This window comes from Duodenibacillus massiliensis (assembly GCF_928721995.1).
GTDB classification, from domain to species: Bacteria; Pseudomonadota; Gammaproteobacteria; order Burkholderiales; family Burkholderiaceae_F; genus Duodenibacillus; species Duodenibacillus massiliensis.
The window spans coordinates 1036770-1063161 of record NZ_OV788642.1 but is presented as its reverse complement, the minus strand read 5'-3'; the positions used below and the strand labels follow the sequence as shown (position 1 = coordinate 1063161).

General features: G+C 58.1%; 20 protein-coding genes and 1 other RNA gene. 10 read left to right on the top strand and 11 right to left on the bottom strand.

What is annotated here, in order from left to right:
- Positions 1–111 precede the first annotated feature (111 nt).
- Entirely contained in the window at positions 112–312 is a 201-nt protein-coding gene (locus NXF97_RS04795) for a hypothetical protein (protein ID WP_274956640.1), read from the bottom strand.
- 274 nt (positions 313–586) lie between these two features.
- On the opposite strand from NXF97_RS04795, the gene NXF97_RS04790 reads away from it, so the two are divergent.
- The 3 genes from NXF97_RS04790 (at position 587) to NXF97_RS04780 (ending at position 4385) form a co-directional block, all read left to right on the top strand.
- Positions 587–1855, top strand: coding sequence for a peptidase U32 family protein (locus tag NXF97_RS04790; RefSeq protein ID WP_274956639.1), 1269 nt, complete (start codon positions 587–589; stop codon positions 1853–1855).
- 283 nt (positions 1856–2138) lie between these two features.
- Positions 2139–3416, top strand: a complete 1278-nt coding sequence (iscB, locus tag NXF97_RS04785; RefSeq protein ID WP_274956638.1) for an RNA-guided endonuclease IscB — start codon at positions 2139–2141, stop codon at positions 3414–3416.
- Positions 3417–3443: 27 nt separating this feature from the next.
- Positions 3444–4385, top strand: coding sequence for an NAD-dependent epimerase/dehydratase family protein (locus tag NXF97_RS04780; protein WP_274956637.1), 942 nt, complete (start codon positions 3444–3446; stop codon positions 4383–4385).
- 109 nt (positions 4386–4494) lie between these two features.
- Here the strand turns inward: NXF97_RS04780 and groL are convergent, their stop codons facing one another.
- Together groL and NXF97_RS04770 are read right to left on the bottom strand one after the other, a co-directional pair.
- Complete coding sequence (gene groL, locus NXF97_RS04775; protein WP_022373526.1) at positions 4495–6132, bottom strand: chaperonin GroEL; 1638 nt, start codon at positions 6130–6132, stop codon at positions 4495–4497.
- Positions 6133–6193: 61 nt separating this feature from the next.
- Positions 6194–6484, bottom strand: coding sequence for a co-chaperone GroES (locus NXF97_RS04770; RefSeq protein WP_022373527.1), 291 nt, complete (start codon positions 6482–6484; stop codon positions 6194–6196).
- 200 nt (positions 6485–6684) lie between these two features.
- Here NXF97_RS04770 and dacB point away from each other — a divergent pair, with 200 nt between their 5' ends.
- Entirely contained in the window at positions 6685–8106 is a 1422-nt protein-coding gene (dacB, locus tag NXF97_RS04765; protein WP_274956636.1) for a D-alanyl-D-alanine carboxypeptidase/D-alanyl-D-alanine endopeptidase, read from the top strand.
- 49 nt (positions 8107–8155) lie between these two features.
- Here dacB and NXF97_RS04760 read toward each other — a convergent pair whose 3' ends face one another.
- The 3 genes from NXF97_RS04760 to NXF97_RS04750 form a co-directional block, all read right to left on the bottom strand.
- Complete coding sequence (locus NXF97_RS04760) at positions 8156–10354, bottom strand: protein-disulfide reductase DsbD family protein (RefSeq protein ID WP_274956635.1); 2199 nt, start codon at positions 10352–10354, stop codon at positions 8156–8158.
- A gap of 6 nt (positions 10355–10360) precedes the next feature.
- Positions 10361–11638 carry a glutamate-1-semialdehyde 2,1-aminomutase gene (gene hemL, locus NXF97_RS04755; RefSeq protein ID WP_274956634.1) on the bottom strand — a complete coding sequence of 426 codons (1278 nt, stop codon included), beginning with the start codon at positions 11636–11638 and terminating at the stop codon, positions 10361–10363.
- Positions 11639–12311: 673 nt separating this feature from the next.
- On the bottom strand, positions 12312–13433 hold the full coding sequence (locus NXF97_RS04750; protein ID WP_022372476.1) for an outer membrane beta-barrel protein: 1122 nt from the start codon (positions 13431–13433) through the stop codon (positions 12312–12314).
- A gap of 214 nt (positions 13434–13647) precedes the next feature.
- Here NXF97_RS04750 and rnpB point away from each other — a divergent pair.
- The 4 genes from rnpB to NXF97_RS04730 all read left to right on the top strand — a co-directional run bounded on the left by rnpB (position 13648) and on the right by NXF97_RS04730 (position 16736).
- An RNA gene (gene rnpB, locus NXF97_RS04745) (RNase P RNA component class A) lies at positions 13648–13964 on the top strand.
- An 87-nt stretch (positions 13965–14051) separates the two neighbouring features.
- Positions 14052–14258: a hypothetical protein gene (locus NXF97_RS04740; protein ID WP_274956633.1), complete on the top strand. Its 207-nt coding sequence runs from the start codon at positions 14052–14054 to the stop codon at positions 14256–14258.
- Between the two features lie 97 nt (positions 14259–14355).
- Entirely contained in the window at positions 14356–15957 is a 1602-nt protein-coding gene (locus NXF97_RS04735) for a transposase (RefSeq protein WP_274956632.1), read from the top strand.
- A 575-nt stretch (positions 15958–16532) separates the two neighbouring features.
- Entirely contained in the window at positions 16533–16736 is a 204-nt protein-coding gene (locus tag NXF97_RS04730) for a hypothetical protein (RefSeq protein WP_274956631.1), read from the top strand.
- A gap of 60 nt (positions 16737–16796) precedes the next feature.
- Here the strand turns inward: NXF97_RS04730 and NXF97_RS04725 are convergent, their stop codons facing one another.
- From NXF97_RS04725 to NXF97_RS04705, 5 genes are all read right to left on the bottom strand, one after another.
- A complete protein-coding gene (locus tag NXF97_RS04725) occupies positions 16797–18899 on the bottom strand; it encodes an acetate--CoA ligase family protein (protein ID WP_274956630.1) in 2103 nt (700 codons plus the stop codon).
- A 207-nt stretch (positions 18900–19106) separates the two neighbouring features.
- The gene (locus tag NXF97_RS04720; protein ID WP_274956629.1) at positions 19107–19838 is read right to left on the bottom strand and encodes a DsbC family protein; all 732 of its coding nucleotides are present in this window, start codon (positions 19836–19838) and stop codon (positions 19107–19109) included.
- Positions 19839–19969: 131 nt separating this feature from the next.
- The gene (locus tag NXF97_RS04715) at positions 19970–21706 is read right to left on the bottom strand and encodes a SulP family inorganic anion transporter (RefSeq protein ID WP_022372480.1); all 1737 of its coding nucleotides are present in this window, start codon (positions 21704–21706) and stop codon (positions 19970–19972) included.
- Between the two features lie 211 nt (positions 21707–21917).
- Positions 21918–23018: an anhydro-N-acetylmuramic acid kinase gene (locus NXF97_RS04710; protein WP_274956628.1), complete on the bottom strand. Its 1101-nt coding sequence runs from the start codon at positions 23016–23018 to the stop codon at positions 21918–21920.
- A gap of 65 nt (positions 23019–23083) precedes the next feature.
- Positions 23084–24571, bottom strand: coding sequence for a M23 family metallopeptidase (locus NXF97_RS04705; RefSeq protein ID WP_274956627.1), 1488 nt, complete (start codon positions 24569–24571; stop codon positions 23084–23086).
- Between the two features lie 92 nt (positions 24572–24663).
- On the opposite strand from NXF97_RS04705, the gene tyrS reads away from it, so the two are divergent.
- Together tyrS and dtd are read left to right on the top strand one after the other, a co-directional pair.
- Positions 24664–25944 (top strand): tyrosine--tRNA ligase, encoded by a 1281-nt coding sequence (gene tyrS, locus NXF97_RS04700; RefSeq protein ID WP_274956626.1) that lies wholly within the window; start codon positions 24664–24666, stop codon positions 25942–25944.
- On the top strand, positions 25941–26378 hold the full coding sequence (gene dtd / locus NXF97_RS04695; protein ID WP_022372484.1) for a D-aminoacyl-tRNA deacylase: 438 nt from the start codon (positions 25941–25943) through the stop codon (positions 26376–26378). The genes tyrS and dtd overlap by 4 nt, the downstream gene beginning before the upstream one ends.
- The last annotated feature ends 14 nt before the right edge of the window (positions 26379–26392 follow it).

The window sequence follows — 26392 nt, the reverse complement described above, 5'->3', positions numbered from 1 at the left end:
TTATTTATGACGCCGTGGAGAACGACGTAAGTTTTGCGACAAAATTTTCGTCTGAAAACATTGAATTAGAGGGCTGTTTTGCAGAAATAGGTATCCGGGCTCAAGGTCGAATCATGAGGAAAATACGGAGAAGTTAGCCTTCTCCTGCACGACATCAGTGCTTTTCATGGCGCGCACGCGTTTCTTTGCCGTTCCAAGAACAGCATTGAAGAGCTGGCGTGCATCGGAGAAGTAGGTCTCCAACGCACTTTCCTGATCCTCTCCGGTTTTCAGGCCCAGCTCGATGACAAAGGACGGTGTGCGCGATTTCATAGCGGCTGAATATCCCTTAAGCGAAAACTATGTGCATGGTTTGGCTGCGTTTGGGCCAAGATTAAAAAATTTCGAAAGCCCGCATTCCTCCCGGGGCTCAAGCCCCGGGCTTCCTGCGGGAAATTCTGTGAAAGGCGCCGGTCACGCAGATGACCCCTGGTTTCAGCTCCAGGCGATTGCCCGTGTTGTAAACTGGCTCAAACTGAAACTCGGCGGCGAAAAAGCTCGCGAGAGCAAGTAAGCGCCGCACTCATCAAACCTTTGATTCTTTTCAATGGCTCAGTACAAACGTTCTGACTTTGAACTCATGGCGCCCGCAGGGAGCCGCGAGTCCCTCGCCGCTGCCATCGCCGGAGGCGCCGACAGCGTCTATTTCGGTGTGGGGCGGCTTAACATGCGGGCGCACGCCGCAGGAAACCTCATGGCCGAAGAAGTCCCCGAAATCATGGGGATCGTTCACGGGGCGGGGAAAAAAGGGTATCTCACCGTCAACACCGTTATTTACGATGAAGAAATCGGGGAGATGGAAAGCTTGGTCGACGCAGCCGTCACTGCGGGCGTTGATGCGGTCATAGCGTCCGATATGGCCGTCGTGCTTGCGTGCCGCAAACGCGGCATGCCCGTGCATCTTTCAACGCAGCTCAATATCTCCAACGCCGCAGCATTGGCCTTTTACGCGCAGTGGGCGGACGTGGCGGTGCTCGCGCGAGAGCTCACCCTCACGCAGGCCGCGGCCATTGCCCGGGCTGTTCAAACGCAGCCCATTACGGGGCCCTCGGGCGCGCCCGTGCGGCTAGAGATGTTCTGCCACGGGGCGCTTTGTATGGCCGTGAGCGGCAAGTGCTACATGAGCCTTCACACACGCGGCAAAAGCGCAAACCGCGGGGAGTGTCTGCAAAACTGCCGCCGAACCTATGATCTCGTTGACCGTGAACGGGGCACGCAGTTAAGGCTTGAGAACGGCTACGTGATGAGCCCGCAGGACTTAAAGACGATCGGTTTTTTGGACAAGATGGTTGCCTCGGGCGTCAGAGTCTTCAAAATTGAGGGGCGCGCCAGGGGCGGCGACTATGTTCGTACGGCCTGTGAGTGCTATGACGAGGCACTTAAAGCCATTGCCGACGGGACTTACACGGAAGCGTCACGCACGGCCTGGGACGATCGTCTTGCAACCGTTTTTAACCGCGGCTTTTGGTCTGGCTACTACCTGGGTGAAGAAACGGCAAAGCTTGTTTCCTCCTACGGGTCATGCGCCACGGAAAAGAAAGTTTTTGTCGGCCGCTGCATCAACTTTTTTGCGAAGAAATCAATCGGGCAGTTTGAGCTTTTAGCCGGCAGCATCCGCCCCGGCGATAAGCTCCTTGTCACCGGTCCCACGACGGGCGCGGTGTATGTAACGCCCGCACTCATCATGGATGATGCGGGTGAAGTGAAGGAAGTCGGCAAGGGCGTGTCTGTGACGTTTGCGGTCCCTGAGACCGTGCGGGCTAACGATAAGCTCTATCGGATTGACGCGACGCCGCACCGGGCTAAGGAACAGTAAGTCCACTACCCCTGACTGAAGTCAGAGGCTTGGCAACAAGTCTTGGTTGACTAGCCTCAGTCCGTTTTCGGACGGACTCCGTTGGTTGGGAATCCGTTCCGTCGCAAGACGGGACGCAAACAGGCACCGTGGGATGTCGATCCTAGTCCCGCGCTCTGCGGTCTGCGGTTAAAAGCTCTGAGAGGTAGGAGCAGTGCTTCAGACAACAAACCCCTTCCAACATTGGCGAAGGATCACCACCGACCGCAAGGTCGAGCAGACGGAGCCCGTGAGGTATCCGTCAATGGAGAACACTTTGAAAGTTTTTGTGTTGAATATGCGCGGGCAACCGCTCATGCCGTGCTCCCCGCCCAAGGCGCGTAAGCTCCTTCGGGCCGGGAAGGCCGTGCCTGTGCGCCGAACGCCCTTTGTGATTCAACTGACGGTGCCGACGGGCGAAACCAAGCAGCCGATCACCTTGGGTGTGGATGCGGGCTACAAGCACGTCGGCCTGAGCGCAACGACCGCCAAGGAAGAGTTGTTGGCTTCCGAGGTCGAACTGCGGCAGGACGTGACGGGCTTGCTCTCGAATCGCTTGGCACTTCGCCGCGCCCGACGCAACCGCAAGACCCGCTACCGTGCGCCGCGTTTTGATAATCGCGTTCGATCAAAGCACAAGGGCTGGCTTGCGCCGTCCGTGGAGAACCGCATTCAGGCGCACATATCGCGCATTGAAGCGGTTTGCCGAGTGCTTCCGATCACCAAAATCGTGATTGAAACCACATCCTTCGACATTCAGAAGATCAAGAATCCCGAAGTCGAAGGCACGGACTATCAGCAGGGCGAGCAGCTTGGCTTTTGGAACGTGCGCGAATATGTGCTGTTCCGCGACGGTCACGTTTGCCAAGCCTGCAAAGGCAGATCGAAAGATCTGATTCTCAACGTGCATCACATTGAGAGCCGGAAAACGGGAGGCGACGCGCCGGGCAATCTCATCACGCTGTGCGAGGCGTGCCACAAGGCGTATCACGCAGGCAAGTTGAAGCAGTTCAGTCCCCGGCGCGGCGCTTCTTTCAGGGCAGAGACTTTCATGGGCCTCATGCGTTGGACGGTGCTCAACCGCCTGCGCGAGCGCCATCCCGAATTACCTGTCACGAATACCTACGGGTATCTGACCAAACACAAGCGCATCGTCGCGGGCTTGCCGAAGACGCATTGCGCGGACGCTTTCTGCATTGCTGGCGTCCTCGACGCAAAACGTCGGGGCGAATACCTGTTTCAGAAACAGACGCGCCGCCACAATCGCCAAATCCACAAGCTGACGATTCTCAAAGGCGGTGTGCGCAAGCGCCATCAGGCTCCGTACCTCGTGCACGGCTTCAGGCTCTTTGACAAGGTGCTGTGCAAAGGGGAAGTCGGCTTTATTTTTGGCAGACGCTCCTCGGGTGCATTCGATGTGCGCCGTCTGAACGGTACAAAGATTTCTGCCGGTATTTCGTACAAGAAACTTTCGCTTCTTGAGAAGCGAAAGACGTTTTTAACCGAACTGAGAAAGGAGGACCGCGATTCCTCCCGCGTCTGAAGACGCGGGTTTCCTCGCGGAATTTCTATGAAGAATATTCTCGTCATCGGCGCAGCCGGTCAGATCGGCAGCGAACTCGTGCCGGCCCTCAGAAAACTCGGCTTTATGACGGTCGCAGGCTTTTCCAGAACGCCATTGACGCCAGAGCTGGCCGCTGGCGGCCCTTCGGAGAGAATCGATATTCTCGACGGCACGGGGCTCGTTGACGTCATCCGCCGTCACCGCATCGACACGGTCTTTAACCTCGCGGCGATGCTCTCGGCAAAAGCCGAAGCCCAGCCTTTGTCAGCCTGGAACGTGGGTGTAAACGGCCTGTTAAACGTCCTTGAAGCCGCCCGTATCGAGCATTGTGCGGTCTTTACGCCGAGTTCAATCGGCGTCTTCGGGGACTCGACCCCGCACGCGAAAACGCCCCAGGACACGGTGTGCCGTCCCAAAACCGTCTACGGCATCACGAAAGTCACCGGAGAGCTTCTTTCTGACTACTATTTTCTGAAGTACGGTGTGGATACGCGCTCGGTGCGTTATCCCGGGCTTATCAGTTCCGTGACCCCGCCCGGGGGCGGCACCACGGACTACGCGGTCGACATTTTTTACAGCGCCGTGCGCGGTGAAACGTATGTGTGCCCGATTGCGGCGGGGACCTTCATGCCCATGATGTACATGGATGACGCCGTTGATGCGGCCGTCAACCTCATGACCGCGGATCCCGCCGGCCTCATCCACCGCAACAGCTTTAACGTGACCGCGTATTCCTTTGATCCCGAGGGGATCGCGGCTGAAATCCGCCGCGTCATACCGGACTTTTCGATGCGCTATGAAGTCGATACGATGAGACAGGGTATTGCCGAAAGTTGGCCGGATTCGCTCGATGACACCGCGGCCCGCAGCGAGTGGGGATGGGCGCCGAAGGTGACGCTCTCCGACATGACTGAACGGATGATTGCCGCTTTAAGGCAGCGCCTGTAAGACAGCAGAGAGGCGTTGGACTCAGTTATTTTTGGTGGCACAAAAAAGCCGCGGATCCCGAAAGATCCGCGGCTTGGAACTACTTGGATTCGTCAGAGACGACGGGTGATTACATCATCCCCATGCCGTCCATGCCGCCCATGCCGGCCGGAGCCGCAGCGGGCTTATCTTCCGGATAGTCGGCGACCATGCAGTCGGTGGTGAGGATGAGGCCGGCGACGGAAGCCGCGTTCTGCAGCGCCGTGCGGGTCACCTTCGTGGGATCAAGCACGCCCATGGCGACCATGTCACCGTATTCGCCGGTCTGAGCATTGAAGCCGTAGTTGCCTTCGCCCTTGCTGACGTTGTTCACGACAACGCTGGGTTCGTCACCGGCGTTGGCAACGATCTGGCGCATCGGTTCTTCCATGGCGCGCAGCACGATCTTGATGCCGGCGGTCTGTTCGTCGTTGTCGCCCTTCATATCCTTGATGGCGAGCTTGGCGCGCACGAGAGCCGTGCCGCCCCCGGGGACGATGCCTTCTTCAACGGCAGCGCGGGTGGCGTGCAGAGCATCTTCAACGCGGGCCTTCTTTTCCTTCATTTCGACTTCGGTCGCGGCACCAACCTTCACAAGGGCCACGCCGCCGGCGAGCTTGGCAACGCGTTCCTGAAGCTTTTCACGGTCGTAATCGCTCGTGCTTGCTTCAATCTGCTGACGGATGTTGGCAACGCGGGCAGCGATGGCATCGGCCTTGCCGGCGCCGTCGATGATCGTGGTGTTTTCCTTCGTGACTTCGATGCGCTTGGCGGAACCCAACTGCTCAAGCGTCGTCTTATCGAGCGACAGGCCGAGGTCAGAGGTGATGACCGTAGCGCCCGTGAGCACTGCGATATCTTCGAGCATGGCCTTGCGGCGGTCGCCGAAGCCCGGGGCCTTCACAGCCACAACCTTCAGAATGCCGCGGATGGAGTTCACAACGAGCGTGGCAAGGGCTTCACCGTCAACGTCTTCAGCGATGATGAGAAGCGGGCGGCTCGCCTTGGCGACCTGTTCAAGAACCGGGAGCAGATCACGGATGTTGCTCACCTTCTTGTCGTGCAGCAGCACGAAGGGATTCTCGAGCACGGCGGCCTGACGTTCCGGCGTGTTGATGAAGTAGGGCGAGAGATAGCCGCGGTCAAACTGCATGCCTTCCACGACTTCGAGTTCGTTGTTGAGGCTCTTGCCGTCTTCGATCGTGATGACGCCTTCCTTGCCGACCTTTTCCATGGCCTTGGCAATGATGTCGCCGATTTCAGTATCGGAGTTCGCGCTGATGGCGCCGACCTGAGCCACTTCCTTGTTGGTCGTGGTGGGCTTGGAGAGCTTCTTGAGTTCAGCAATCGCGGCGGCCACGGCCTTGTCGATGCCGCGCTTGAGATCCATCGGATTCATGCCGGCGGCAACGTACTTCATGCCTTCGTCAACGATGGCCTGCGCGAGAACCGTGGCGGTCGTCGTGCCGTCACCGGCGTTGTCGTTGGTTTTGCTCGCGACTTCGCGGACCATCTGAGCGCCCATGCTCTCGTACTTGTCCTTGAGATCGATTTCCTTGGCAACGGTCACACCGTCTTTGGTAACGAGCGGACCGCCGAAGGCGCGTTCAAGCACCACGTTGCGGCCCTTGGGACCCAACGTAACCTTAACGGCGTTGGCAAGGGTATTGATGCCGCGGACCATGCGCACGCGGGCGTCATCACCGAAAAGAACCTGTTTTGCAGCCATTTTGACTACTTCTCCAAAAAATGATTTGTGTTCAGAAAATTCCGTGCGGTGTCAGAGGCAATCAGCCTTCCACAACACCCATGATGTCTTCTTCGCGCATCACGAGGAATTCCTCGCCGCCGACCTTCACGGTCTGGCCGGAATACTTGCCGAAGAGCACGCGGTCACCGACCTTCACATCCATCGGCAGAAGCTTGCCGGCTTCATCGCGCTTACCCGGGCCCACGGCGACCACTTCACCCTGATCGGGCTTTTCACCGGCGTTGTCGGGAATAACGATGCCGCTGGCGGTGGTGCGCTCAACTTCCAGGCGCTTGACAATAACGCGATCGTGCAACGGACGAATCTGCATTTTTTGAACTCCAAACTGATATTGAAATCTTCATGTGGACGGGTTTTTGATTTCCGCCCGCAACTTTGATTGGTTGGGAGCCGGTACCCGTGAGGGCCCCCGGCTCAGGCTTTTGGCTATATGGGGACTGGGCCTGTTTTTTTCAAGGGGCGCACCCGCTAAACTGTTAAAAATCCTCTAACGGCCTTCGTCTTGTCCCGATGTTTTCTTCGAAATTTATTAAAAATCAGACCTGTGCGTTGGTTCTGTCTGCCGCAGCGGCCGCGGCCTGCGCATCGCAGCTTCCGCCGGAACTTGCGGCCGCCGCCAAAAAAGCGGGGATTACGGAGACCTCTCTCGGGCTTTGGGTGTCGAAAGCCGGGGCGGATAAACCGGTATTGTCCGTCAACAGCCGGCGTCCGATGAATCCGGCAAGCGTGATGAAGGTCGTGACCACGTATGCGGCGCTTGACCTTCTGGGCCCGGCGCACCGCGAAACCACCACGCTTTATTCCGCAGCCGGGATTGATGAAAAGGGCGTTCTGCGTGAAGCGTTTTTAAAGGGGACCGGGGACGCGCATTTTGTCGCTGAAGACGTCTGGCTTTTTGCCGAGCGCCTCGCGGGCCTGGGCGTAAAGCGCATCGCCGGCAACATCGCTGCCGACCGCACGGCCTTCGATGCGGCAAGCCGTGTGGAGGACCAGGGGAGTTTTGACGGGGCAGCCTCGCGGCCCTACAACGTGGGGCCCGACCCATTGGCTGCCAACTTTAAGACGGTGTCGCTCACCTTTACGCCGCAAACTCAGGGCCGCGTGCGGGTTTCGGCGCTGCCGCGCCTTTCCGGCATCACGGTTCCCGAAACTATCCGGGGAGTTAAAGGCTTCTGCGGGGACGTGAAAGCCAAGGTGGGTGTGACGCTAGAGGGCAGCACGATCCGTTTTTCCGGGCCGTATCCGGTTTCCTGCGGCGTAAAGACCGTGCACTATGCGCTTTTTGACGAAAACGTCTATCTCACGGGGATTTTGAGGGACGCTTTGGCGCGCGCGGGGATCACCTGGAGCGGCCGTATCGTCGACGGGGAGGTGCCCGCAAGAGCCAAAGCAGTTGCTTCGGCTGAGTCGGCGCCCCTTTCTCAGACCGTCACCTGGATCAATAAGTTTTCCAATAACGCGATGGCGCGGCAGCTTTTTATGACGCTTTCCTTTGCGGACGCGGACGGCATGACGCGCCCCGCAACTCTGGCAAGAAGCCGCGCGGTCGTTACCCAGTGGCTTCAAACGAAGGGCATCAACCCCAAGAGCGTTACGATCGATAACGGCTCGGGCCTTTCGCGCACCGCACGGATTTCAGCTGAGACACTCGGGCGCGTGTTAAACCGCGCATGGATGAGCCCCGTGATGCCCGAGATGATGGCGAGTCTTCCTGCCGCGGGCGTTGACGGCACGATGAAAAAGCGGGGCCTAAAGACGGGCTCAGCGCACATCAAAACGGGCTATCTGAAAGACTCGCGCTCGGTGGCGGGGTGGGTGACAACACCCGCGGGTGACCGCTACACCGTTGTGATGATGGTTAACAGTAAGCGCCCTGATGGCGCCAAGGCGTTTTCTGACGCCGTTCTTGCTTGGTGCGCCGGGCGCCGCTAAGCAGCGTGTAAAGAAAAGGCCCGGTTTGTTTTCCCGGGCCTTGTCGCGACTAGTTCGCGTTTTCTTCAAGCGCCTTAATGAACGCGTCTTCGGTTAAGAGTTCCGGCAGGATCGTGGCCTTCCCCTTCGTGTTGTAAAGAAGGTAAAGGGGAACGCCCGTGCGGCCGAAGCTGTTTAAGGTCTTTGTGATCGTTTCATCGCGGCTTGTCCAGTCGGCGGAAAACCGTTTGTAGCCCAAGCGCGACATCACGGCTTCGCTCTTGTCGGTCCGGATGGCGGTTGCCTTGTTGTACTGACAGGTCACGCACCAGGCGGCGGTGAAGTCAACCATCACGGGTGCCCCGCTGTTTACCGCTTCGCTTACCGCTTCCGGAGACCACGGCTGCCAGCCGTCTTCTGCGTCCCCTGACGCTGTTGACCGGGCATCAAAAAGGCCCGCGGCAATCAGCCCCACGCACACGAGCGTGAGAATGCCGCCGAAGTACTTCAGAACCGTTGCTTCACCCCGGCCGTACTGCTCACGGCCCACGGCCCAGAGGCACGCGGCAAGTGCCCCTGCCGCAAGAAGCACGGCCACCAGGCCGTAGCCGTTCACCTGGCGCGACAAAACCCACACAAGCCAGAGGGCGGCCGCAGCCATGGGAATTGCCATGATCTGCTTAAAGCGCACCATCCAGGGGCCGGGCTTCGGAAGCCAGCGCGTCCACACGGGCACAAGCGTCAGGATGAGCCAGGGCAGAGCCATGCCAAGGCCCAGCGCAAGGAATACGGCCGAGGCCGTCACCGTGCTCTGCGTCACGGCGTACCCGAGTGCCGCACCCATAAAGGGCGCCGTGCAGGGCGACGCAACAACCACGGCAAGCACACCGGTCCAGAAACTTCCGGCCGGCCCCGTTTTAGGCAGTTCCCGCGCCGCGCGGCTGTCCGCGAGATGGCTTGCCGCCGTAAATTCAAAGGTGCCGATGAGGTTCATCGTAATTGAGGTGAAAAGGAGCGCCAAAACGGCAACTACCCACGGGCTTTGCAGCTGAAAGCCCCAGCCCACGGCGCTCCCCACTCCCCGAAGCACCATCAGGGCGCAGGAGAGAAGGAGCATGCACACCAAAACGCCCGCGGTAAACATCGCTCCGTGCAGCGCCAGAGATCCTTTGCGGCGGCTGCCGTCCACAAGCTGCAGAATCTTGAGGCTTAAGACCGGAAAGACGCAGGGCATGAGGTTCAGAATGAGGCCGCCTAAAAACGCAAAGGCAACGGCGGCTTTCACCGACATCGAAACCGAAGACTTACCCTCAGCCCCGGCCTGCACCGTGATGCGGGTGTCCGCAACAGGCGTAGAGGTGCCTGAGACAGCGGCGGGCGCAATGCCCGCGACTTCACCGGCCGCAACCGGAAGCGTCGTCTGAATCGCCCAGCCGCCGGCTAACGGCCCGTCGTCCGCGACAATCACACCGGTGAGAGCCTTCGTTTCCTTACTTTCCACAAACTTTTTGTGGGCGGTGAGGTAAAGCGACGTGCTTCCGCCCGACTTTTCAATGCGCGTGGGCTCTTTGAGGTCAATGACGTTACGCTCAACGGGATAAAACGCGACCGTCTTATCGATCTTTCCGGCTAACTGCGTGAAGTCAATGCGGATGCGGTTTTCTTCCATCACCGCCTTAATGCGGTCTGTCTGCACCGTTTCCGGGGTGTTGCGTTTGGTTTTCTCAAAAAGGGGCGCTGCGTCAGAAGGTTCAGAGGCAACGCGCACCGGCACGGAGAATTTGAGCTCGGCTTCGCCCGGAATGCAGACGTCCTTGCAGGCAAGCCACTCGACCTTGGCGCTGATGCGGCCTGAGGTGCCGTAGGGCGTGCCCCAGGGGATATCAAGATTAAAAGGCAGAAGCGCTTCGCCCGAATACACAAAACTTGTGAGGTGTCCTGTCTTCTGTACTGAGGGCAGCGGCCAGTCCAAGGGCGTTATCTGCCAGTTTCTCGGCAGTTTCCACTTTATTTCCGTGGGGTAGCCGGTGTCCCCAGGAAACTTCCAGTAGGTGTGCCACCCCGGTTCGTGCTTTAAGCGGATGCCGACATGGTAGGCCGCCTTGGGGGTGCCTGCCGTGCGGTCGGCAACAATTTCCGCCGTGATCGTTTTGGGAGCGGCCGAGGGCCCGAAGGGCGAAGACTGAGCCAGAGCCGGAAGAGCGGTAAGGCCCAGTGCCGCAGCGCCAAAGGCGCAGGCGGCACTTTGAAGACGGGATAAAAACGTCATGCAGGTTTACAGCAGTTTGAAGGATTCACGGGCCGCGGCAATCGTGGCGTCAATGTCGGCATCAGTATGCGCCGCCGACACGAACCCGGCTTCGAAAATTGACGGAGCGAGGTAAACGCCTCTTTCAAGCATCGCGTGAAAGAACGTGCCGAAGACCTTGGCGTCGGCCTTCATCACATCGTTAAAGCCCTGCGGCAGCGCCGGGAGGAAAAAGAGCCCCATCATGCCGCCGATGCTTCTTGCGCAGAAGTCAACGCCCGCGTCTTTGGCGGCTGCCGTGAGCCCGTCGGTGAGTTTCTTCGTCTTGGCGCCGAGACTTTCATAGCACCCGGGCTTCTGGATTTCCTTAAGCGTTGCCAACCCGCAGGCGACCGCGACGGGGTTGCCGGAGAGGGTGCCTGCCTGATAAACGGGGCCCAAGGGAGCGATTTTGCTCATGATTTCGCGGCTTGCGCCGAAGGCTGCAACGGGCATGCCGCCGCCGATCACCTTACCCATCATCGTGATGTCGGGAACGACGTTGTAGATGGACTGCGCACCGTGCAGCGCCACGCGGAACCCCGTCATCACTTCGTCGACAATCAAAAGCGCACCGTACTGGGTGCAGAGTTCCCGCATCGTGTTGATGAATTCCTGCGTGGCAGGGACCATATTCATGTTGCCCGCGACGGCTTCAACGATTACGCAGGCAATGTCTTTGCCGTGAGCCTTAAAGCAGTCAACAAGCGCCTGCGGGTTGTTGTATTCGAGAACGAGCGTGTGTTCGGTAAAGCTGGCGGGCACACCGGCAGAAGAGGGGTTTCCGAACGTGAGCATGCCCGAACCCGCTTTCACGAGCAGGCTGTCGGAGTGACCGTGGTAGCACCCCTCAAACTTCACGATCTTGTTGCGGCCCGTGTAGCCGCGCGCAAGGCGAATCGCGCTCATGCCGGCTTCGGTGCCGGAACTCACCAGACGCACCTGCTCGATGTTGGGCATGATCTTGACGATTTCTTCCGCGAGCTCCGTTTCCCCTTCGGTGACGGCGCCGAAAGAAAGGCCTTTTTCAACGGCTTCCTCAACGGCCTTAATTACCGCGGGGTGATTGTGCCCGAGAATCATCGGGCCCCAGGAGCCGATGTAGTCGATGAACTGCTTGCCTTCAGCGTCCCACATATAGGCGCCCTTGGCCTTACGGATAAAGCGGGGAGCGCCGCCCACGCTTCTGAAAGCACGCACCGGGGAATTCACGCCGCCCGGAATCGTTTTCTGAGCGCGTTCAAACAGTTCTTCATTAATGCCCATTTTTGTTGCCTTTTTGTTCTGTACGGGATCGGCAGACTGTCCTTGCGGCAGGCTGCCCGCGCCAAAGCCTTGTTAAGAAGCCTTCGGCAGGAAAATGTTTGCTTTCGGACTGACTTTTCGGGGTCGCTCCGACAGGCGGCAACAGTCTAGCAATCTGAGGGCGGGTTTTGCCTTAAGGAAAACGGTGCGGAAAGGGGATGTAAGGCTTTTTGTGTCCAGGCGATAATAGCGCTCCCGTAGGGCGCGAAAGAAATCACCGTGGCACACCGCACACCCAAAATAAACGACACCGTAAAAATTACCGACCAGTAGCAGGCCATTCTGAACGATGCCGTAGAGCAACTGATGGAAGCCGGCGGCTTAACGGCCTTAACGCAGGTTCATTTCAACGAAGCGATGAAGATCGTAGCTCAACGCTGAACTCCGTCCGACTGACGCTGCCCTCAGTATTGCCGGGAGCCAGAGAGTTGGAAGCGCTTTTCAAGGTATCGATACTCTGATGCCTGAGCGTCCCCGACTCACAGAGCGTGCCATGGGGGCATTGCACCCAAAATCGAGCCCCGCGTGAATTTTGGCCATGCTGTCCCCCCCCCCCAAAAAAAAAATTTTTTCTCGATTTTTTGCCTCGAATTAGCCTGCCTTTCTGAAAAAACAGACTGGTGCTAAATTCAGGTTAGAACGCAAAGCCCGCGCCGAGGTAAAACTGAACGGGTGACGGACGGAAGGTGTTGTCATTGGCCGGCGCCACATCATGAAAGCGCGGGAAGTGCACGTTGATGCCGCCCAAAATACGGGTGTTCTGGGTCGGTGCCCAGGTAATGCCGCTCTGAATCGTCGGGTACACAGAGTCCGAAGACTGGTCCGTATCCTTGTTTTCGAGCTCCGAGTAACCGATACCAAGACCCGCATGCAGGCGGATGCTTTCAGCCATCCGGAAGTGGTACTGGAGGCTTGCGGTGTAGTTTGTCTGCTTCCAGGAGCCGGTCTTTACGCCGCTTTGCTTGGTGTCGTGATCCGCACGGCTTGCTTCAAAGTCAACGGCCCAGCGTTCCGACACAAAGTGGCGGATACCGACAAGGCCGCCCGCGTCCGAGGTAACCGTAAAGCCCTTTTCCGAGGCAGAGTCAGTCTTTTCCCAGAGACCCGCGCCGTAAATTTCGGTGCGTGCCGCAAAGCGGTCGCTGCTTGTGAGCGGGAAGAGACTCGTTTCCTTATCGTCCGTGCTGATGCGGGAGAAGAAGAAAAAGACGTTCGTAAAGGGGATGTACGTCATGTAGACGTCAACGGGACCGGCACCCGCGCCGATCAAAGGCAGAGGCGCCGGAACCGGCAGCCACTTGTAGTCGTCGCGGAAGGTGAGCCCCAGAAGGTAACCCGCACCCACATGAAAACTTTCCGTGAGGTTCCAGCGCGAGAGCCACGCATACCCCATGAAGGGTTCAAGCTTGTAGTGCGAATCTGAAAACGCGAGGAAATAGGTCATGCGCTCGTTGCCGCGCTCGTCAATGACGGAGCGCACCACGCCGCCCCCGTAGGGAAAAGCGTTTTCTTCATGGAGGTTATCGTAGTCCCAGGCCGGGTGAATCGTGTAAAGCGGCAGGATCAGGCCCGTGTTGCCTTCGCTTATGACGTTTTTAAAGCCCTCGACCTGCTTTTGGAAAAAGCCCTGTTCTTCGGAGGTGTTGTAGCCGCCCGGAAGGGTATCAACGGCAGCAGACCAAAAGCCCGCGTGAGCAGGCAAAGCGAGGGCCGCAGCGCACAAGGCAGCCGCAGCGGAAATACGGTGAAAAGCCACTTTTCGCAAAATTCTGAATAGATAAAGTCGGCCAAGAAGGGGCGGGCCGGCATTGTTATTGTTTTTGAGACCGCAAATATACCAGTCGAAACAAAGACCTGCCCATAAACGGGCGTAAAAAATCCGGCGATTGACAGGGATATAGGTCAAAGAAGCAGCCGGAGTATGCAAAACTGGGAGCCCAACCGGTCGCTGCGGTACAATGCCGGGCGCTGCAGCCGGACAGCTGATCGCGGGCAAGATTGTTTTGCATGAGGAAAGTCCGGACTCCGCAGGGCACCGTAGCAGGTAACGCCTGCCCGCCGCAAGGTGAGGATCAGAGCAACAGAGACGAGCCGGTTCAGTCCGGGTGAAACGGGCAATCTCTACGGGGAGCAACATCAAGTAAGCAGTCGTTTGATTTCGGCCCGAAAGAAGACTGCGGGTAGATGGCTTGAGGCGCCGCGTGAGCGGCGTCCTAGATGAATGATCGGCAACGCGCTTCCTTCGGGATCTGCGTCACTGAATCCGGCTTACAGTCCGGCTGCGGCTTTTCTCTTCCAAACTCAACCATATCCTTTGAGAATGCATCAGGCACAATGCGTGCTGCTGCAGGATTGAACCTGCGCGGAGTGTGCTGTGTATCTCAAACGAAAAATTGACGGGTGCCTTGAGGATTGGAAAGCGGATCCAGACCGGCTGCCGCTCATTCTGAACGGGGCGCCGGGCGTCGGAAAAACCACCGCCGTGCGGCGCTTTTCCGAATCGCATTACGCATCCGTCATCACCGTCAACCTCCGTGAGCCGCGCTTTCACAGAATTTCCCGCAGGAAGCCCGGGGCTTGAGCCCCGGGAGGAATGCGGGCTTTCGAATTTTTTTAACCTTGGCCCAAACGCAGCCAAACCATGCACATAGTTTTCGCTTAAGGTATATTCAGCCGCTATGAAATCGCGCACCCCGTCCTTTGTCATCGAGCTGGGCCTGAAAACCGGAGAGGATCAGGAAAGTGCACTGGAGACCTACTTCTCCGATGCACGCCAGCTCTTCAATGCTGTTCTCGGAACGGCAAAGAAACGCGTGCGCGCCATGAAAAGCACTGAAGCATGGAAGCTGACGGCCGCGATGCCCAAGGGCAAAGACCGCAACAAGCGGTTTAAGGAAATTCAGAAGTCCGCCTGCCTTTCCGAGTATGCCCTGCATGATGTCGTGAAAGAGCACCGTGCCAAGGGCGGCTTTACAAAGCGCATTGGCATCAACGAAGCGCAGAAAATTGCCACACGCGTCTGGCAGGGCATTGAGCGCTGGCTGCTTCATCAGGGCGGTCAGCCGCGGTTTAAGAGTGCTAAACGGGGCTTGCACAGCGTTGAGGGAAAATCAAACAAAACAGGGTTGCGTTGGAAGGCTAAGACGTGGACGCTCGAGGTTCTGGATCTGGTGATAAAGGCTGAAGCGCCGGATGCCTGGCAGAAAGAAGCTCTTCTTTCAGCAACAGATCCGTCCGGTTTTAAGCGTGTCAAATACTGCCGTCTTGTCCGGCGGATGATCCGCGGCCGTATGCGCTACTTTGTTCAGCTCATTGTCGAAGGCGTACCGCCCGTCAAGCACGTTTATGCTCCCAAAGATCTCAAGGTGGCTGTTGACCCGGGCCCGAGGACCATGACTTTTTACAGTCCCGAGTGGCAGCAAAAGATTTTGGTGAGCGCGGGCACTGTCTCTCAGGAAAAGGAGATTGCGCGTCTTTTACGTGCCATGGACCGCTCCCGTAGAGACACGAATCGGGAGTGCTACAACGCGGACGGCACCGTTAAAGCCGCCGGAAAAAAGATTGTCTGGAAGGAATCCAAGACCTATAAGGCAACAAAGGCAAAACTTGCGGATCTGTACCGCCGCCAGGCGCAAACCCGCCGTTGCCTGCACGGCGAAGTGATTAACCAGGTGTTCGGCAGGGCCGGCACCGTCATTGTGGAGAAGAACTCATACAAAGCATTTCAGAGAGCCGGATACGGCAAGAGTTTGGGCAAAAGCGGTATTGCAGGATTGATAACCCGGATGACAAGTAAGGCTGAAAGCGCCGGCTGTTGTGTGGTGGAGGTCAGTCCCCGGAAACTGCGCCCGAGTCAGCACGATCCCGAAACGGGAACGCACCGTAAGAAGGCTCTTTGGGAGAGAAGTCATCAGTTGGGAGATACGGGCTGGTACATGGACCGCGACCTTGCGGCCGCCATGAACCTGTATTTTGCGGATCCCGCCACTGACAGCTACGATCTGAAGGCTGAGCAATCAGCGCTTGCGAGGCTCAAACAAGTCTCAGGGAACGCCGGATCGATAGTGCAGTACAAACCAGCGAATCGGCAAGACGAAGCAGTCCTTCGCCGGAACCGACGGATCGAGCTGATGAAGCCCGTACCCGTAGAGCGGTTGCGTTTTAAATGTTCCTGTGGTGCAGGGGACGCCCGGGCAGACAAGGCCTCAAAAACCTTGCCTGTTACGGGAAAGCCTGCACCGTGTCAGGAAACCCCGCGCTTTCAAGCGCGGGTTGTTTAGGCGTGTCGAGAGCGTGAGCGTTGGTTATCAGACGCGCCTGCAGCTTAATGCCTTCGACATTGAAGAGTTTCTTTGGACGAAGGGTTTGGGCGGGGCCGTCACAGCTTTCTTTGCTTCAGCATGTGCTGGAACTCAAACCCTTCGCGCCGGAAGAGCTTTCCCGCCTGAACACGCTTTTCCGGACGTATGTGCGCGTGGGCGGAATACCTGCCGTCGTGCGCCGGTATCTGGAAACAGGCTCCTTGGAGGCGGCCGCAAAAGAGCAGAGGGTGTGCCTTAAAGCGGTCCGCGACAGTGTCCGGTGGTGTCCGGTGGTTTCCGGCGGGCGCAGAGCAAAGGCGGTCTCTTGCCGTGATTGACGAAGTGCCGCGGCAGCTTCAAAACCGCAACAAACAGTTTGCCGTGTCGGGAATCGGCCCGCACGCAAGGCGAAGGGATTACATGGGAGTCGTTGAACGGCTTACTGACGCCGGAACTGCCGATCCGCGGCAACCGAGATCCCGAGCGGATGAATCTTTATTTCCACGATACCGGTCTTTTGGCGGCAGCAATGAAAGAGCACGCCCGAGAATCTTGTGCCGGCGGAGATTGCGGCAGGGGCTTCGCCTCACACGAAGATGCTGAAAACGCTGATTGAAAGCCCGGACTATCCCGACATCACCTGGGGACTGCGCTTGGCGGAGGCCAATATCAGCCGCAGCGGCAAGATCCTCTCATTTCCGCTTTTCTGCGTCTTTCTGATGCGACGCATCCTGAGAGAACTCGATTTTCCCGCATAACGAAAAACCCGCCGGCCGGTGAGCCCGCGGGTTTCTCAAGCATTTCAAAGCGGCAGTGGGTTACGCCAGACGAATACGTCCGTCCACGGCAATCGCTTCACCATTCTTTTCACTGATCATCAGCGGATTGATGTCAAGTTCTTCAATCGCCGGGAAGTCGGTGACAAGCTGCGAAATCCGCTGAAGGGTTTCTTCGACCTTGGCGATATCGGCGGGTGTTGTGCCGCGGGCGCCTTCAAGTAACTTATAGGCCTTAACGGAGCGCACCAGGTCGTGCGCGTCGATGTCGGTGAGGGGCGCGAGCGAAAAAGACACGTCCTTTAACACCTCAACAAAGACGCCGCCCAAGCCAAACATGATCATGGGCCCGTACTGGGGGTCTTTGGCTACGCCGCAGACCATCTCGCGGTTACCCTTGACCATCTCCTGGATGATGACGCCTTCAAGCCCTTCGAGAATGCCCTTGGCCTTCAGTTTCGCGATGAGGTCCTGATACTGGACTTTAAGTTCTTCCACGGACTGGATGTTCACACGCACGCCGCCCACATCGGTCTTGTGCGAAGTGGTTTTGGAGGTCATCTTCATGACAACGGGAAAGCCCACAGCTTGAGCGGCCTTGCAGGCCTCTTCTTCGGTGCGTGCAAACTGTGCGCGGCAGACGCGGATACCGTAGGCGTCGAGCACATCAATACTTTCGCGCGTGGTGAGTTCACTGCGCCCGTCGGCTTTGGCCGCGGCAAAAATGCCTTCGGCGCGAGACTTGTCGACCGTAAAGGTCTTGACGGCCCCGGCAGGGCGCGCAATCCAGCGCCGCTGCTGATCGAGCCGAGCCAATGCGTCCACGGCCTGTTCGGCGTACATGAAGAAGGGCACCGTCACGTCCATGTCGGAAAGTTCCGTAAAGAACCGGTTTTCCGTCATGAAGACGCCCACGATCGGCTTTTCAGGGTGATCAGCGCGGATGCGCATCAGTTCCTTCGCAACGTCAATGTCTTTAAGACCCAGGAACGGCAGATAGATGACGATCACCATATCGACGTTCGGATCTTTGAGAATCGTTTCGGTTGTGCGGCGGTAGTGTTCAAGGGGCGCGGAAGCGATCATGTCGACCGGGTTTTTCACGGAAGCCGCCGCGGGCAGGAACGTTCTGAGTTCTTCTTTTGTGGCGTCCGTGATCGGCGCCATCACCATGCCGTGCTCACAGATGGCGTCCGTGGCCATGATCCCGGGACCGCCGGAATTCGTGATGATCGCCACACGGTTACCCTTGGGGATCGGGCAGTTGGCAAAAACCTTCGCAGTCGCAAAGAGTTTTTCCAGAGAAAATTCACGGATCACGCCGCTCTGACGCAAAAGGGCGTCGGCGGCACGGTCTGACCCCGCAAGGCTTCCCGTGTGAGAGCTCGCGGCGCTTGCGCCCGCGGCGGAGCGCCCGGATTTAAGCGCCAGAATGGGTTTCTTTTTGGAAACGCGTGCGGCGAGGTTGCGGAAATTCGCCGGGTTCTGGATCGATTCCATGTAAAGGAGAATCTGCCGGACGTCGTCCACGTTTTCCCAGTATTCAATCGCGGTCTCGGCGTTCACATCGGCCTGGTTGCCGATGGAGATGAACTGCGAAAAGCCGATGTTGAGATCCTTAAGGATATTGAGAATGCCGCCACCTAAGGCCCCCGACTGCGACACAAAGCCGATGTCGCCGCGCTGTGGGAGGCTTTCTGCGAAACAGCCGTCCATGCGCACGGCCGGGTCGGTATTGACAACACCCAGGCAGTTCGGGCCCACACAGCGCATGCCGTAAGCCTTCACCTTGGCAGCAAGTTCTTTTTCCAGAGCCGCACCCGCTTCATCGGTTTCCTTAAAGCCCGCGCTGATCACCACAAGACCCGTGATGCCTTTTTCATGACACTGATCAATCGTGGAAAGCACAAAGGTGTTTTTCACAACGATGATCGCGAGATCCACGTCACCCGGGATATCAAGAACCGACGGGTAGGCCGTAAGCCCCTCAATGACGCCGCCCTTGGGGTTGACCGGGTAAATCTTTCCGTTAAAGCCGTACTCAATGAGGCGCTTTAAAAGGTCTGAGCCGATCGTGTTGGGCTTGGTGGAAGCGCCCACCACAGCAATCGAGCGCGGCTTCATGATGGAGTCAAGACTGGCCATGATGCGTTGGTCTCCGGTAGAAAATCAATTCGGGTGTGAGTGCGCAGCCTGTGAAACATCGGGGCACGCAGAAGGTGCCGGCAGGCAGGGCAGCTCAAAGGCAAAAATAATCTTTCGAGCATATCACAGCCCGAAGCTCATGGAAATCGTCCTGACAGACGAAAAAAGCCGCCCGAAGGCGGCTTTTGGTAAATGCCGGCAACCCGGTTACGGACGTTTGGCCGAGAGTTTGACGTTTAAGTCTTCCGTGGGCAGCGCCCCCTGAACGATGGTGCCGTCGGCAAAAATGATGGAGGGGGTGGACGTAAACCCGAACTTTTCCCCTAAGGCGAGGTTGCGGTCAAGAACCGAGGCATCGCACTTATCAGCCGCTTTTGCTGGTTCCGTGCCGTCCAGCATATGCGCCTGCCAAGCGGAAGCGGGGTTTTTCGAGCAGACGATGTCGCGGGCCATTTCCTTGGAATTGAGGATCGAATAGATGAAGTTGTAGACGGTGACGTTACCCGCGGCCTGAAGGTTACGCTCAAGCATCGAGCAGTATGTGCAGCGGGCGTCCGTGAACACCACAACCTTGCGCTCGCCGTTACCGTAGGTGACTTTGATCGCGTCGTTTAAGGGCAGGGTCTTCCAGTCCACACGGGAGAGTTCCTTCATGCGCTCGGCGGTGAGGTCGGTTTCCGTCTTCGTATCAAAGATCCGGCCGACAATGAGGTACTTCGCGGACTTATCCACGTAAAAGACGCGGCGGTTCATGAAGACTTCCCAGAGGCCTTCAATCGGAGCGGGCGTCACTTTGTCGACCTTCATGCCGGTCGTGGAGAAAATCCGGGCGGCAATTTCCTTTTCCTGAGCCCCGGTATCGGCGGCATTCACGGCGGCGGTGGTGAGAAGTCCTGCGGCAGCAACAGCGGCCGCGGCGGCAAAAGTACGAATACGCATGAGTGAGCTACTCCGTCAGAGAGGCCGCAAGTTTAGCGGGTTTCAATCAAAAGCCTGAAAACCAATTGCAAACAGATTTAAAGCGCCAGATAACGAAAGCCGCCCGACTTGGGGGCGGCTTTTATCGTGCATCAGATCGTGGGTTTTGAGTGATCGTCTCTGTTTTTCATTTCGACAATCAGGTCCCGCGCCCGCTTTTCCGCAAAGAGCATGTCGGGCACGAGATTTGCGCCCAAGGTCTGCGCAATCCCCGTGCGGTTAAGCTGGCGCAGGGGGTGGCCCGCAGCGCCAGCGATGATGAGCTCGTGCCCCCTGCGATGCAGGGCTCTCAGGTACACCTGGAGAATGTCCATCGCGGAGTTGTCGATATTGAGAAGATCTGTGAAGTCCAGAATCACGACCTTGGCGGCGTTCGCAGCCGTGATGCGCTTGGGATCGGTGACGCCTTCCAGTTTACTTACAGAACCGAAAAAGAGGGCGCCCGTCACCTTCCAGGCTTCAACGCTCGCGGGCATGTCAAAGGGCAGCGTTGTCTGTACCACGCGCGTGAGCGTGTTCATGCGGTAGATGAAGAACACACAGGAAATCACAAGCCCCACTTCCACGGCAACCGTGAGGTCAAAGATGACGGTGAGAAGGAACGTTGCCACAAGCGTCACCTTGTAGCTCATGGTCATCGCTCTTAAGCGCGAGAATTCCTTCCAGTTACCCATGTTCCAGGCCACAAACATGAGAATGGCCGCCAGGGCCGCAAGCGGAATGTCGCTTGCCAGGGGCGCCGCCGCGAGAATCACCACCAAAAGCGTAATTGCGTGCACGACGCCCGCCACGGGGCTGGCCGCACCGCTTTTGATGTTGGTGACCGTACGGGCAATGGTGCCGGTTGCGGGAATGCCGCCGAAAAAGGGCACTACAAAGTTGGCAATGCCCTGGCCCATCAGTTCCTGGTTGGGGTCGTGGCGGTCATCGGTCATCGCGTCGGAAACACGGGCGCACAAAAGGCTTTCGATGGCGCCCAAAAGCGCAATCGTGAGCATCGGGCCGATCAGCCCGCGCAAGGCTTCGAGACTGAAGTCAGGAAGCTGCAGATCGGGTAACTTCTGCGGGATTCCCCCAAACTTCGTGCCGATGGTTTCGACGGGCAGATTAAAGACGGAGACCACAACGGTGGAAAGCACCAGCACAATGACGGTTCCCGGCAGGTGCGCGATCCACCGCTTCCACGCGGGGCCTCCCATGGCGTAGCCCTTGGGCCAGAACTTCACCACCAGAAAACTCACCAGTGCCACCGCAAAAGCCCAGGGGTTAAAGGTCGCAATGTGAGAGGCAAGTGCTTCAATCTGACCGAAAAAGCCCGCGGGCATCTTGTCGATCGTAAGGCCCAGAAAGTCCTTGACCTGGCTTAACCCGATCAGAACCGCAATACCGTTGGTAAAGCCGATGACGATGGAGACCGGAATAAAGCGGATGAAACTTCCGAGCTTAAAAAGCCCCATGAGGAAAAGCAGAATTCCTGAACCCACGGTCGCAAGGAGGAGGTTTCCGAGTCCGTACTGCGCAATGATGCCGTAGATGATGACGATAAAGGCGCCGGCGGGACCGCCGATTTGCACGCGGCAGCCGCCGAAAACGGAAATGAGAAACCCTGCAATGATCGCGGTGTAGATGCCCGCTTCTGGCGGCACGCCGCTGGCGATACCGAAAGCCATGGCTAACGGGAGCGCCACCATCCCGACCGTCAAACCGGCGCTGATGTCACGCGTGAGCATGCGCGTGTTGTAGTTTTTGAGCGTATCAAGGCTTACCGGGTGAAAGGGCGCCATCGGCAGGTGACTTAACGCCCCTTTGATCGAAGCAAACAGAGACATGGTGGTCTTCGGGCAACAGTCGTCTCACGACGAGGTTTTTATGTACGAGTGTCCCCGCGAAAGAGAGCGGACTCTTTCGAACAAACAGACTGACGGGGAGAAAGCGTGATTGTAAAGGATTGCAACAGAAATTTCGCCTGTGGTTTCCGTCGCGGCGGACATGAAAAAGGGCGGAGATTATTTCCGCCCTTGGGTTGCTTAAGGCTGTTTCTCAGTGAGGATAACGGCAGCCGAGGATGCGGGGGCCCGCGGCGTTGGTGACATCGGGGAGGTTGCCGGCATCACGGTTGATGTAGGCCCAGGCAAGCCAGGCAAAGGCCATGGCTTCCACATGCATGGGCGAAACACCGAGCGTTTCGGTGCTTCGCACAAGGATATCGTCGCCTGCGGCGTGCCGCAGGGCCTTCATGAGCGCCCCGTTTAAGGCGCCTCCGCCGCAGACATAGATTTCCCGGGTGCGGCCCGCAAACTTTCTGACGGCGTCCACAATCGTGCGGGCCGTGAGTTCGGTAAGCGTTGCCTGGACGTCCGCGGGTTCTTCGCCCGAGAGCTTTCCTTCAAGCCACGCAAGATTAAAGTACTCCCGCCCCGTGCTCTTCGGGGGTTCCTTCGTGAAGTAGGGGTCTGCGAGAAGCTTTTCCAAAAGTTCCGGGCGCACGGTGCCCGTGTCGGCCCAGGCGCCGTTGGCGTCAAAGGCGCGGCTGAGGTTTTTCTGGCACCAGGCGTCAAGCAGAATGTTGCCCGGGCCGCAGTCAAAGCCAGTTACCTTGCCGTAGCTCTTTTTCGGGGGCAGGAACGTGATGTTGGCGATGCCGCCGATATTGACGATGCTTCTTGCGGTGTCGCTTGTGAAGACCTGGCTGTGAAAAGCCGGCACCAGGGGCGCACCCTGGCCGCCCGCGGCCACATCGCGGCTTCTGAAGTCGGCGATCACGTCAACGCCCGCAAGTTCCGCGATCCACGCGGGGTTATTAAGCTGCAGCGTCCAGCCTTCTTCGGGGCGGTGGCGGATTGTCTGGCCGTGAACGCCCGCCGCCGCCACTTCCATGCGCGGAATGTCGGCTTCGTTCAAAAGTTCATGAATGGCCTGCGCGTAGAGTTTCGCAAGCGTCACGGACATGCGGCCCGCGCGGTCAATTTCGTTGTCGCCCGGAGAGCACAGGCTTAAGAGCTCGGCGCGGACTTCCTTCGGGAAGGCCTGGTAGTGGTGTCCGAGAAAAACGGGCGACGTACCCGCAAAATCAACGGCGACGGCATCAACGCCGTCAAGACTCGTGCCGGACATCAGTCCGAGGGTAATGGTTTTTTTCATAATGAAAGCGGTTTCGGGCGGACAAATCAGAGAGGGCGCCATCGGGCACCCCGACCGGCCTCATTTTAGTGCCCTGCCGCTTTTTCGTCTGAGGACTTCTGAGCAGATGCTTTGGCGGAAGCCGCCTGCACGCCTTCGAGCATGGCGAGTTTTTTCTGCAATGGGATCGAACGCACTTCCATCTGTGCGATCTGATAGGGGGTTAACACCGGCTGGTCGGGGAGGTTCGCGGTCATGGGGTTGATCTGCACGCCGTCCACCTTGAGTTCGTAGTGAAGGTGCGGGCCTGTGGCAAGCCCCGTCTGTCCTACTTTGCCGATGATTTCACCGTACTTCACGGTGTCGCCCTTTCGTAAGCCCTTTGTGATGGAGGAAAGGTGTGCGTACACGGTCTGGTATTCCGGTCCGTGCTGCAGACGGATGTAGTTGCCGTAACCGGTGCCCGCACCCGCGAACACCACCACGCCGTCGGCGGCGGCTCTCACGGTTGCACCCCAGGGTGCACGAAAGTCCGTTCCCTGGTGCGGGCGCACGATGCCTGTGATCGGATGGCGCCGCAACGGCGCAAATTCCGAGCTCACGCTCTTGACGTCAAGCGGTACGCGCATAAAGACGCGCTTGGCGATATGGCCCCGGGCGTCATAGTAGTGTCCGCCCTTACCGTCGTTACCAAACCAGAAAAGTTCAGTGGTTTTGCCTTTGTGATCAAGCGCCATCGCAAGGAGCTTGCCGTAGCGCACGAAATTGCCTTGTGCGTACTTCGTTTCGTAGATGAGGCGCCAGGTGTCGCCGGGCACGAGTTCCGAGACAATGTCGCGGTCAAAGTCAAACGCATCGTGCATCTGACTGACAATATTTTTGGGAATGCCGGCGCGGGTGAGGCTCGCCTGGGGATTATCCTCTACGCGGCCGCTTGCGAGGTTTTGCTGCACTTCGTAGCGGAAAGGCTTGATTTCGGCCGTGAGTTTGCCGGCCGGATTGCGCGCAATATTTAAAACGCGGCCCGCTGTCTCATCGCTCCCGTCGGTGTAAAGGTCAAGCGTTTCAAGCCGGCCGTCGGCGCGGATGGAGGCCATCACGAAGTTGCCTTCAGCCGGGCTCACCAGGCCCCGGGCATCGGGATTGGTTTCAATAAAGCGGAAGGCCTCAGTATCGCGGATACCGAGGCGGGCCATGAGTGAGGTAAGCGTATCGGCGTGCTGCGTAAAGCCGCTTCGCACAACGGGTTCATCGGCAATGGTGATTGAGGCAACCTGATGCCTCAGGTCGGGCATGCGGATCGGGATATAGGCCGTTCTCTGATAGCTTTCCAGGGGCGCTGAGTCCTGCGGCACCGTTTTCCAGAGCGCCCAGGCGCCGGCCGCAGGAAGAAGCACAACGACCGCACCGGCCGCAAGGCGCGAGCGCAGCATGCGCCGCGTCTGCGGCGTGTTGCGTGCATAGTCCGACGCCGTTTTTAAAACGGCGCGGCCCAGGCTGCGCAGGGCGGAACCCATGAGTCTCGGAGAGGTCATTGCAATGAGAAACAGTGGAAAAACCGTGTCGGGCTCCATTATAGATGGGCGGTATCTGCGGGCCCTGCGGCGTTACAATCTCTCATTTACGGTTTACATGCCGCTTCCTTTACATTCGCAGACGGTGCATCATGGCTGAAAACAAGCGTCCGGACACGGGTTCGGAAACCACGGAAACGAAAAAATACGAAGTAACGCCCGACATTGTTGAGGCGATGAATACCATCCGCCGCGGAACGGATACGCTTTTAATCGAAAGCGAACTCGAGCAGAAACTCGCCCGCAGCAAAGTGACCGGTGAGCCGCTGCGCTGTAAGCTGGGTCTTGACCCCACGGCCCCCGACATTCACGTGGGGCACACGGTGGTTTTAAATAAACTGCGGCAGCTGCAGGACCTCGGGCACACCGTGATCTTTCTGATCGGTGACTTTACGGCCGCCATCGGCGACCCCTCGGGCCGCAACGTGACGCGTCCGCCGCTTTCTCCCGAGCAGATCAAGATTAATGCGGAGACGTACCTTAATCAGGCAGGGCTTGTGCTGGATCTCACGAAGACCGAAGTGCGCTACAACAGCGAGTGGAATAACGCTTTGGGCGCAACGGGGCTCATCCGCCTCGCGTCGCGCTATACGCTTGCGCGTCTTCTGGAGCGCGATGATTTCGCAAAGCGCTTTGCCGCGGAACTCCCCATTGCCATGCATGAGCTCATCTATCCCCTCATGCAGGGTTATGACTCGGTGGCGTTAAAAAGCGACATTGAATTGGGCGGGTCGGATCAGCGCTTTAACCTTCTTGTCGGCCGTGAACTGCAGCGCCAGTACGATCAGGAACCGCAGTGCATTCTGACGATGCCGCTTCTAGTGGGCTTGGACGGCGTCGAGAAGATGAGTAAGAGTAAGCACAACTACATCGGCATCACCGATACCCCGAACGATATGTTCGGCAAGGTGATGAGTATTTCGGATACGCTGATGTGGAACTGGTACGACCTCTTAAGCCTCAGGCCCAACGCCGAGATAGCAAAATTGAAGGAAGAATGCGCCGCGGGACGTAATCCCCGTGACGCGAAGGTCCTGCTTGCCAAGGAAATCATCGCGCGCTTTCATTCCGCCAAAGAGGCTGACGCCGCGGAAGCCGAATTTAATGCGCGCTTCAGAGGGGGCGCTGCGCCCTCGGACATGCCCGAAGTCACGGTGCAGGCTGAAACCGCGGACGGCATCGGCATTTTGCAGATGATTAAGGAAGCGGGGCTCGCGCCGAGCAACACTGAAGCCGGCCGCAACGTTGCGCAGGGCGGCGTGCATTTGAACGGCGACAAGGTCTCGGACAAGGGCCTGCGGCTGAAGGCCGGTACCTACACGCTTCAGGTCGGTAAGCGTAAGTGGGCCAAGGTCACGGTGGTCGTGAAATGATCTGCATTCTGCAGCGCGTGCGTGAAGCGCAGGTGACGGTCGATGACGCCGTTGTCGGAAAAATAGGCCGGGGCCTCATGGTTCTCGTCTGCGCCGAGCGCGAAGACACCGAAGAAAAAGCGGTGAAACTCGCGCAAAAGCTTTTGCGCTACCGCGTTTTTTCGGACGATGCGGGGAAGATGAATAAGTCCGTGAAGAACATCGCAGGCGACGTGCTTGTCATCTCGCAGTTCACACTTGCCGCCGACACCAATTCCGGCAACCGCCCGAGCTTTACGCCGGCAGCCGCGCCTGATGTCGGACGTCACCTCTACGAAGTATTTTTGAAGGAAGTGCAAGCCTCGGGCTTAAAGACCGAACACGGGATTTTCGGTGCGCACATGATGGTGTCGCTTACCAACGACGGCCCCGTCACCTTTACGCTCAGAAATTAAAAAGGCCTCCGGCC